The sequence below is a fragment of the Roseococcus sp. SYP-B2431 genome (genome assembly GCF_004336745.1).
GTDB lineage: Bacteria > Pseudomonadota > Alphaproteobacteria > Acetobacterales > Acetobacteraceae > Roseococcus.
The window spans coordinates 140,263-148,263 of the sequence record NZ_SJXD01000030.1 but is presented as its reverse complement, the minus strand read 5'-3'; the positions used below and the strand labels follow the sequence as shown (position 1 = coordinate 148,263).

Annotated in this window: 7 protein-coding genes; 4 read left to right on the top strand and 3 right to left on the bottom strand. The window is 69.0% G+C overall.

Annotation, left to right across the window (positions count from 1 at the left end; translation table 11 throughout):
* Positions 1-752: 752 nt before the first annotated feature.
* On the bottom strand, positions 753-1,835 hold the full coding sequence (locus EJV46_RS21915; protein ID WP_131550863.1) for a glycosyl hydrolase family 8: 1,083 nt from the start codon (positions 1,833-1,835) through the stop codon (positions 753-755).
* Between the two features lie 196 nt (positions 1,836-2,031).
* Here EJV46_RS21915 and EJV46_RS21910 point away from each other — a divergent pair, with 196 nt between their 5' ends.
* Entirely contained in the window at positions 2,032-2,868 is an 837-nt protein-coding gene (locus EJV46_RS21910) for a fumarylacetoacetate hydrolase family protein (RefSeq protein WP_240782698.1), read from the top strand.
* A 34-nt stretch (positions 2,869-2,902) separates the two neighbouring features.
* On the opposite strand, the gene EJV46_RS21905 is transcribed toward EJV46_RS21910, so the two are convergent.
* Entirely contained in the window at positions 2,903-3,688 is a 786-nt protein-coding gene (locus EJV46_RS21905; RefSeq protein ID WP_165585681.1) for an N-acyl homoserine lactonase family protein, read from the bottom strand.
* Between the two features lie 88 nt (positions 3,689-3,776).
* Here EJV46_RS21905 and EJV46_RS21900 point away from each other — a divergent pair, with 88 nt between their 5' ends.
* The 3 genes from EJV46_RS21900 to EJV46_RS21890 all read left to right on the top strand — a co-directional run bounded on the left by EJV46_RS21900 (position 3,777) and on the right by EJV46_RS21890 (position 6,778).
* Positions 3,777-4,904: a zinc-dependent alcohol dehydrogenase family protein gene (locus EJV46_RS21900; RefSeq protein ID WP_240782697.1), complete on the top strand. Its 1,128-nt coding sequence runs from the start codon at positions 3,777-3,779 to the stop codon at positions 4,902-4,904.
* Positions 4,905-5,021: 117 nt separating this feature from the next.
* Positions 5,022-6,260: a DUF563 domain-containing protein gene (locus EJV46_RS21895; protein ID WP_165585680.1), complete on the top strand. Its 1,239-nt coding sequence runs from the start codon at positions 5,022-5,024 to the stop codon at positions 6,258-6,260.
* Between the two features lie 14 nt (positions 6,261-6,274).
* Complete coding sequence (locus EJV46_RS21890) at positions 6,275-6,778, top strand: FAD-dependent oxidoreductase (protein WP_206020898.1); 504 nt, start codon at positions 6,275-6,277, stop codon at positions 6,776-6,778.
* Between the two features lie 3 nt (positions 6,779-6,781).
* Here EJV46_RS21890 and EJV46_RS21885 read toward each other — a convergent pair whose 3' ends face one another.
* Positions 6,782-7,969 (bottom strand): VWA domain-containing protein, encoded by a 1,188-nt coding sequence (locus EJV46_RS21885; RefSeq protein ID WP_131550857.1) that lies wholly within the window; start codon positions 7,967-7,969, stop codon positions 6,782-6,784.
* Positions 7,970-8,001: the final 32 nt, after the last annotated feature.

Here is an 8,001-nt window from a genome sequence, read left to right as displayed (position 1 = left end):
GGCGGCGGCGGCGGCGGAGGCGGAGGCGGCGCGGCGCGCAAGACGGGCAGCGGCGGAGGCGCGGCAGCCCTCGGAGGCTCCGGCAGCGGGGGCGGGAGCGGCGCGACGGCCCGCGGCGCGGCCGCCGCAGGGACGGCCGGGGGCGCAGCGGCGGCCGCGGGGGGTGCCGGACGGAGGGGCATGGCGATGGGAAGCGGTGGCGGCGGCGCAACGGCGACGATCGGCGGCGCCGCAGGAAGCGCGACCGCCGGCCTGGCTGGCGGCGTCTCCGGAGGAGGCGGAGCCACAAAGATGGGCGGCACGGGCGCCTCGATCACCGGCGGAGGCGCGGGCTCCGGCGGGGGCGGGGGCGGGGGCGGGGAAGTCAGGGACGCCTCGACCAGGCGCGGTTCCGGAGCGATCGAGAGGGTCGGCTCTTCCGGTTCCGGCAAGGGCGGGCTCATCCGCAGGGTCGCCGCTTCGATCTCGGCCTGACGCGCGGCCGCGGAAGCCGAGCGGATCTCACGGAGGACGGCTTCCGGATCCTGGGTGGCTGCGTCGCTGCGCGGGGCATCGTTGCGGACAGGCATATTGCCGAAGCTACGATACTTGAGCCCAGGCGCGTTAAACGCCGCAGCGACGCGCGCTACGTCCGGTTCCTTCGCCATCGACACACACAACCTCAATCAGGATCGGGCCGGAGAATGCCTACAAAGTAAATTCCCGCAAACCATTTTTTCGACGCGGGACGCTTTCCTGACGAAGTGTGCCCGTTAAACCATGCCTGAGTCCCGGGCAGCCAGCGATGACAGCAGGCTGAGAGCGGCGGAGTAGTAGTCGGTCGCGATCGAGGAGGCCGGCCGCGGGGCCATCCCGAGCTCGCCGCCGGAGCGGTGGGCCGTCGCGAGACGGGCCACGTCGGCGATGCCGTGGGAGGCGGCATAGGGAGAGATGCCGTCGGTCGTGAGATCGGCCCAGGCGGGCAGGTGGCGGTGCCTGGGGTCGTTCCAGAACTCGGCCGGGCCGGTCAGCCCCGGCTCGGCGCCGAGCCCCACCCAGGCCATGTAGAGCGGCACGCGCACCGCATCGTAGGAGAAGCGCGGCGGCCAGTCCGCCGGAAGCCCGAGCCGACCGTCGGAGCGGCGGACCAGCAGCCAGTCGGGCGGCAGGCCCCAGCGGCCGAAGCGCCCTTCGCGCAGCAGTGCCACGCCATCCGCCGCGACGCTCAGCCAGGCGGGGTCGGGCACCGCCGCCGCGAGCGCGCGGATCGCCGGAAAAGCATAGTAGGACGGGTTCACGACCACGTGCTCCTCCCGCCGGAATCCCTGCGCCCCGGGGAGAAGGATCGTATAGGGCCCGGCCGTGCCGACCAGCAGCCGCAGGATGTCCCGGGCCATGGCCCGCCCCTGCTGCGCGCAGTCGCGCCGGCCCCAGCGCTCGCCCGCCTCGAGCAGCGCCCATGCGATGAAGAGGTCGCCGTCGGTGGCGTTGTTGGGATCCCCGACCGGGCGGGCGGCCCGAGGCTGGAAGCGCCAGGAGAAGAGCTCGTCGCCGGGCCGCTTGAGGGCCCTCATGGTCCAGCCGCGCAGGCGGTCGAAGCTCGGCCGGTCGTCGGCCCGGACGGCGGCGAGCATGGCCCAGCCCTGCCCCTCCGTATGCGAGACGTTCTGGTTCCCGCTGTCCACGATGCGGCCGTCTGGTGCCATGAAGCGATCACGAAATCCGGCCCATTCGGCGCGAAGCCTGTGCTGAGCGGGCTGGGCCCGGACGCCCGTGCCGGCAAGAAGCATGGGCATGGCCCAGGTCGGCAGCGCGAGGGTCGGCAGCGCCAGGACGGTGGCTCGGCGGCACAACATATGGGTGCAACTCCCAGACGGATGCGCTCACCTGTACCAGGAATGCGAAAAATGTACAAATTTTGATTGGACTGAACGGCAGGGCTTGTCAACGGACGCGCCCCGCCGTCCCTTTGCGGCTGCTCTTCTGGAGGAACGAAGCATGGCATTGAAACTTGTAACCTTCTCAACCGCTTCCGGTCCAAGGCCCGGCGCCATGCTCGGCGGTTCCGAGATCCTGGACCTCCAGGCGGCGGGGCTTCCCTATGCCGATCTCGCCGCCGTGATCGCCGAGGGGTCGTCCGCCGTTGCCCGGATACGCGCCCAGGTTGCAAATCCCCCCGCGGCCGCAAAAATCGCCCTGGCCTCGACCAAGCTGCTCGCCCCGCTGCCCCGCCCCGCGCGCAACATCTTCTGCGTGGGCCGCAACTACATGGACCATGTCGCCGAGGGCGACCGGACGCGCGGCATCACCAGCAGCGAGCTGCCCAAGTTCCCGCAGTTCTTCACCAAGGCCCCCGAGAGCGTCATCGCCGCAGGCGACACCATCCCCGACCACGGCGCCACCGGCGTGACGCAGTGGCTCGACTACGAGGCGGAGCTCACGCTGATCATCGGCAAGCCCGGCGCGAACATCGAGAAGGAGGATGCGCTGGGCCACGTCTTCGGCTGGACCATCGCCAACGACGTCACGGGACGCGACCTGCAGCGCCGCTACGGCCAATGGTTCAAGGGCAAGTCGCTCGACGGCTCCTGCCCGCTCGGCCCCTGGATCGTCCCGGCCGAGGACCTGGACGCCTCCGACATCGCCATCCAGCTCTGGGTCAACGGCGAGCAGCGGCAGTCCAGCCGGACGAGCAAGATGATCTTCGACGTGAAGGACATCATCCATCACCTCTCGAAGGGCTTCACCCTGCTCCCCGGCGACGTGATCATGACCGGCACGCCCGAGGGCGTCGGCTATGCCATGACCCCGCCGCAGGTGCTCAAGACCGGCGACGTGGTGAAGATCTACGTCGAGGGCATCGGCGAGCTGACCAACCCGGTCGGTTGATCGGCGCAACCAGCCCAGGCTCCGGCGGGCTATGTCAGCCCGCCGGCGTCACATCCAGGCGGTACACGTCCTTCGCCACCTCCGGGTACATGGTCCGGACCCGGGGGTCGTGCCCCGCGATCACGTGGTCCTTGCCCTCGCCCAGCCGCGGCAGCATCGCGATCCCGTCGAGATACTCCGTCACGTTCACCAGCACCGGGAACGGATTGCCCGTCTCGCCATTGGCGAAATAATGCATCGCGTCCGAGGCCACGACGACCCAGCCGCGCTTCGTGTGCACCCGCGCGACCTGGAGCCCGGCCGCATGACCGCCGACGTGGCGCACCGTGATGCCGTCGGCCACCACGCCCTCGCCCTCGTGGAACTGCACGCGGTCGCCATGGACCAGGCGGACGAAGTCCACGATCTGCTCCACGTCATAGGCGCGGCGCATGAAGGGCTTGCACATGCAGGGGCCGGTGGCATGCGCGATTTCGCAGGCCTGGGCGTGGAAGCGCGCACGGGGAAACTTCTCGAAGTTGCCGGCATGGTCCCAGTGCAGATGGGTGCTGACGACGGTGTCGATCTTCGTCGCATCGACGCCGATCTCCTTGAGACCCTCCGTCGGGCAACGCAGGAAGTCGTTGCCGCGCGCCTCGCACAGCTTCCTGTCGGCGCCGCTGTCGATCAGGACGGCGCGGCCGTCCTTCACCGCCGCCCAGACGAAGTAGTCCATGGGCATGAGGGTGTCGTGCGGGTCCGCCGGGGCCATGACGAAATTGTCCCGCGCCTTCTTCCGGGGGTTGGTGGCGTAGCGGATGGCATAGAGATCCCAGGTCATTTCACGTCCCCTTGTTTCCGCCATGCTGGACAGGCTCCGCGGTCGCGTCCAGCCTGCCCCGATCCAGGAGGAAAAGTTCCGCATGCGCATGAAGGCCGCCGTTCTGCACGCCCAGGGGATGCCGCGCCCCTATGCCGAAACGAAGCCCATGCAGATCGAGGAGGTCGAGCTCGAGGCGCCCGGCCCCGGCGAGGTGCTGATCGAGATCGCCGCCGCCGGCCTCTGCCATTCGGACCTGTCGACCGTCGAGAACCAGAGGCCGCGCCCGCTGCCCATCATCATCGGCCATGAGGGGGCGGGCATCGTCCGCGCGCTCGGCGAGGGCGTGACGGGCCTGACCGAGGGCGATCATGTCATCGCGCTCTTCGTGACGAGTTGCGGCGAGTGCCGCTATTGCGTGCGCGGCCGGCCGAACATCTGCGCCTCCTCCTTCGCGACGCGCGCCAAGGGCACGCTGATGTCGGGCGCCAAGCGGCTCAACCGGCTGAACGGCGAGGCGATCAACCACAATTCCGGCCTCTCGCTCTTCGCGCAATTCGCGGTGGTGATGCGCGACAGCCTGGTGAAGATCGACAAGGACATCCCGCTGGAGGATGCGGCCATCTTCGGCTGCGCGGTGATGACCGGGGCCGGCGCCGTGCTCAACACCGCGCGGCTGCGCCCCGGCGAGGAGATCGCCGTGGTCGGGCTCGGCGGCGTGGGGATGAACGCGCTGATGGCGGCCGTCGCGGCGGGTGCCTCGCGCATCATCGCCGTCGATACCAGCGCGGCGAAGCTGGAACTCGCGAAGGAGTGGGGCGCGACCGACACCTTCCTCGCCGGCAATGCCGATTGCGCGGCCGCGGTGCGCGACGCGACGGCGGGCGGCGTCGACACCGTCGTCGAGACCGCCGGGAGCATTCCCGCGCTGGAGCTGGCCTATGCCATCACCGCGCGCGGCGGCAGCACCATCAGCGCGGGGCTGCCGAACGTCGCGGCGAAATTCTCCTATCTGCACGCGGCGCTGGTCAGCGAGGAGCGCAGCATCCGCGGCAGCTACATGGGCAGCTGCGTGCCGCAGCGCGACCTGCCGATGCTGCTGTCGCTCTACCGGCGCGGCAAGCTGCCCGTGGACAAGCTGAAGAGCGGCTTCGTGTCGCTCGAAGAGATCAATCTGGGCTTCGATCGCCTGTCCGACGGCACCGTGCTGCGGCAGATCCTCCGGCCCAACGCCTGATCGGCGTCCCGGCGAGGAATTCTTCATCGCATCGCGCCGATTATGCGCGGGGAGATCGACGTTTGCTCGTTCCGAACCAGGCCATTTATCCTCGGCGGGATGAGCGAGGACGTGCTGATGCCGGATTTCCAGGAGATCATCGCCGCCGAGACCTCCTCCGAGCGCAGTGGCCCCGCGGCCTGGAGCAGGACCGTCACCTCCCGCAACTTCGCATCCCTCCGCCCCCTCGGCCGGGTCAGGCGCATCGGGCCGCAGCCGGCCGGGCAGGAAGCCGGACGCCCCGCCGCTTCAAATCCCGTGGCCTCAAATCCCGTTGCATTAAATCCCGTTGACTGGGGCGGCACGGTCGGGGCGATCCCCGACGAATACGTGGTGTTCGAGAATGTCTTCGTCACCCGGATGGGCGCCGTGGTGGAGGGCAACGACTTCTTCATGGAGGACATGCTCTTCCGCAAGAAGGACTCCGGCGATCTCGGGCCGGAATGGATGCAGCGCTATCTCCGCGACTACGGTGCGACACCGACGGCGGACGGAACCGAGATTTCATCGCACAAGCCGCCGGTGAAGAAATCCGGGACGTATTTCCTGCTGACGCACGGTCATACGCGCAATTTCGGCCATTTCGTGCATGACGTGCTGCCCCGCTTCCACATCTTCGATCATTTGCCCGAAGAGCTCCGGCGCGGGGCCACCCTGCTCGCCGGCCATCACCCCCTGCCGATGCAACAGGCCCTGCTGGAGGCCTTCCGCGGCGACCACCCGATCGCGACGATCAGTCCCGGCCTGGTCTGGCAGATCGAGCGCGTCGTCATGCCGCGCAATCCGATGTCCTCCGTCGCGGTCTCCGTTCCTGCCCTGCGGCATGCGCGGGAAAGGATGCAGCGGATCGCCGGCTCGGACCGCCCGCCGGCGTCGCGCCGACCGGTCTATATCGCCCGCCCGAACCCGCCCGCCCCCGACCCGCGCCGGCTGGACAACCTCCCTGCCCTGGAGGCGCTCCTGGACGAGTACGGTTTCGTCAGGATGCACTGCGAGACCCTGTCCCCGCGGGAGCAGATGGAGCTGTTCCGCGGCACCTCCGTCCTCATCGGCCTGCACGGCGCCGGGATGATGAACCAGCTCTTCCTTCCGGGCGACGCCACCGTGATCGAGATCACCGCCCGTCCACGCAAGCCTCGGCCGAGGCGGCCCAACGGAATGCCGATGTCACCGAGCTGGATCATCACCCTGAGCCAGCTGCTGGGCCTCGGCGGCTACTACTCGATCCCCGAATGGCGCGACGAGGAAGCGCATGTCGACATCGCCACCCTGCGCGACTTCCTCGACTATCTCAGGGAAGAAGGGAAGCTGGGCTGACCGCCTCCTATCTGGTGGTCGGTGCCGGCCTCGCCGGCGCCGTGCATGCGCGGGAGCTTGCCGAGGCCGGGCATCGCGTCCAGGTCATCGACCGGCGCCCTCACCTCGCCGGCAATGCGCATGACGAGGTCGACGCCAACGGCCTGCGGGTGCACCGCTATGGGCCGCACCTCTTCCACACCAGGAACTTCACCGATGCCGCGCCGCTCACGCGGTTCACGCGCTGGGAGCTGCTGCCCGACCATCTCGTGGAGGAGACCGGCCACCGGACGGTGACCTCGGAAGAGCCCTGCGACTATCGGGACAACCACCTCGAGCGGTACTACCCGGTGAAGACGGCGGATGGCCGCTTCCAGCGCCGCTACGAGGCCTATCGCCACCGCGCCGGGCAGCAGGCGCCCCGCATGAGCTTCATCGGCCGCTGCGGCACCTACCAGTATCTGGACATGGATCAGGTCATCAATCAGTCGATCCGGCACGTCCAGGCCTTCCTGGAGCGCGGCGCGCCGCCCCGCTGAAGCCTACCGCAGCGCCTTGGCCAGCCCGTCGAGGCCATCCAGCGTCATCGGGAACATGCGGCCCTCCACCGCGTCCTGGAGCATGCCGATCGTGGCCGTGTAGCCCCAATGCTTCTGCGGCGTCGGGTTCAGCCAGGCGACACGGCGGAAATGGCCGGTGATGCGCTTCATCCAGACCTTTCCGGCCTCCTCGTTCCAGTGCTCCACGCTGCCACCGGGCTCGACCACCTCGTAGGGCGACATGGACGCGTCGCCCACGAAGACCACGCGCCAGTCCGGCCCATAGGTGCGCAGCACGTCCCAGGTCGGGATCTGCTGCTCGTGGCGGCGGCGGTTGGACTTCCAGAAGCGCTCATAGGGGCAGTTGTGGAAGTAGAGGTGGACGAGGTGCTTGAACTCGGATTTCGCGGCGGAGAACAGCTCCTCCGAGGCGCGGATGTGGTCGTCCATGCTGCCGCCGATGTCGAGCAGCAGCAGCACCTTCACCGCATTGCGCCGCTCGGCCTGCATCTTGATGTCGAGCGTGCCCGCATTGCGCGCGGTGGCGCCGATCGTGCCGTTCACGTCGAGCTCGTTGGCCTCGCCCTGGCGCGCGAAGCGGCGCAGGCGGCGCAGCGCCAGCTTCATCGCCCGGGAGCTGAGCGCCGCGTCGTCGTCGAGGTCGCGGAACTCGCGCTTGTCCCAGACCTTCACCGCGCGGCGATGGCGTGAACCCTCCTGGCCGATGCGCACGCCTTCGGGGTTGTAGCCCTCGGCGCCGAAGGGGGAGGTGCCATTGGTGCCGATCCAGCGGCTGCCGCCCTGGTGACGGCCCTTCTGCTCGGCGAGGCGCTGCTTCAGCGTCTCCATCAGCTTGTCGAAGCCGCCGAGGGCCTCGATCTTCGCGCGCTCCTCCTCGGTGAAGAGGCGTTCGGCCAGCTTCTTCAGCCACTCGGCGGGCAGCTCGCGCTGGATGATCTCGCCCGTCACCGTCGTCTCGGGCTCCAGGCCCTTGAAGAAATGGCCGAAGGCCTGGTCGAAGCGGTCGAGGTGCCGCTCGTCCTTCACCAGCGTGGCGCGCGCCAGATAGTAGAAGTCGTCGAGATCGTAGTCCGCGACGCCCTCCTTCATCGCGCCCATCAGCATGAGCCATTCGGTGATCGAGGCCGGCAGCCCCGCCCGCCGCAGCTCCAGGATGAAGGGCGCGAACATCGGCTCAGCTCCGATCGCCGACGGCTGCTTGC

Excerpts from the sequence above, each read along its gene's own strand:
- EJV46_RS21915 (WP_131550863.1), bottom strand. The coding sequence starts at position 1,835 with ATGTTGTGCCGCCGAGCCACCGTCCTGGCGCTGCCGACCCTCGCGCTG.
- EJV46_RS21910 (WP_240782698.1), top strand. The coding sequence starts at position 2,032 with ATGCTCGGCGGTTCCGAGATCCTGGACCTCCAGGCGGCGGGGCTTCCC.
- EJV46_RS21905 (WP_165585681.1), bottom strand. The coding sequence starts at position 3,688 with ATGACCTGGGATCTCTATGCCATCCGCTACGCCACCAACCCCCGGAAG.
- EJV46_RS21900 (WP_240782697.1), top strand. The coding sequence starts at position 3,777 with ATGAAGGCCGCCGTTCTGCACGCCCAGGGGATGCCGCGCCCCTATGCC.
- EJV46_RS21895 (WP_165585680.1), top strand. The coding sequence starts at position 5,022 with ATGCCGGATTTCCAGGAGATCATCGCCGCCGAGACCTCCTCCGAGCGC.
- EJV46_RS21885 (WP_131550857.1), bottom strand. The coding sequence starts at position 7,969 with ATGTTCGCGCCCTTCATCCTGGAGCTGCGGCGGGCGGGGCTGCCGGCC.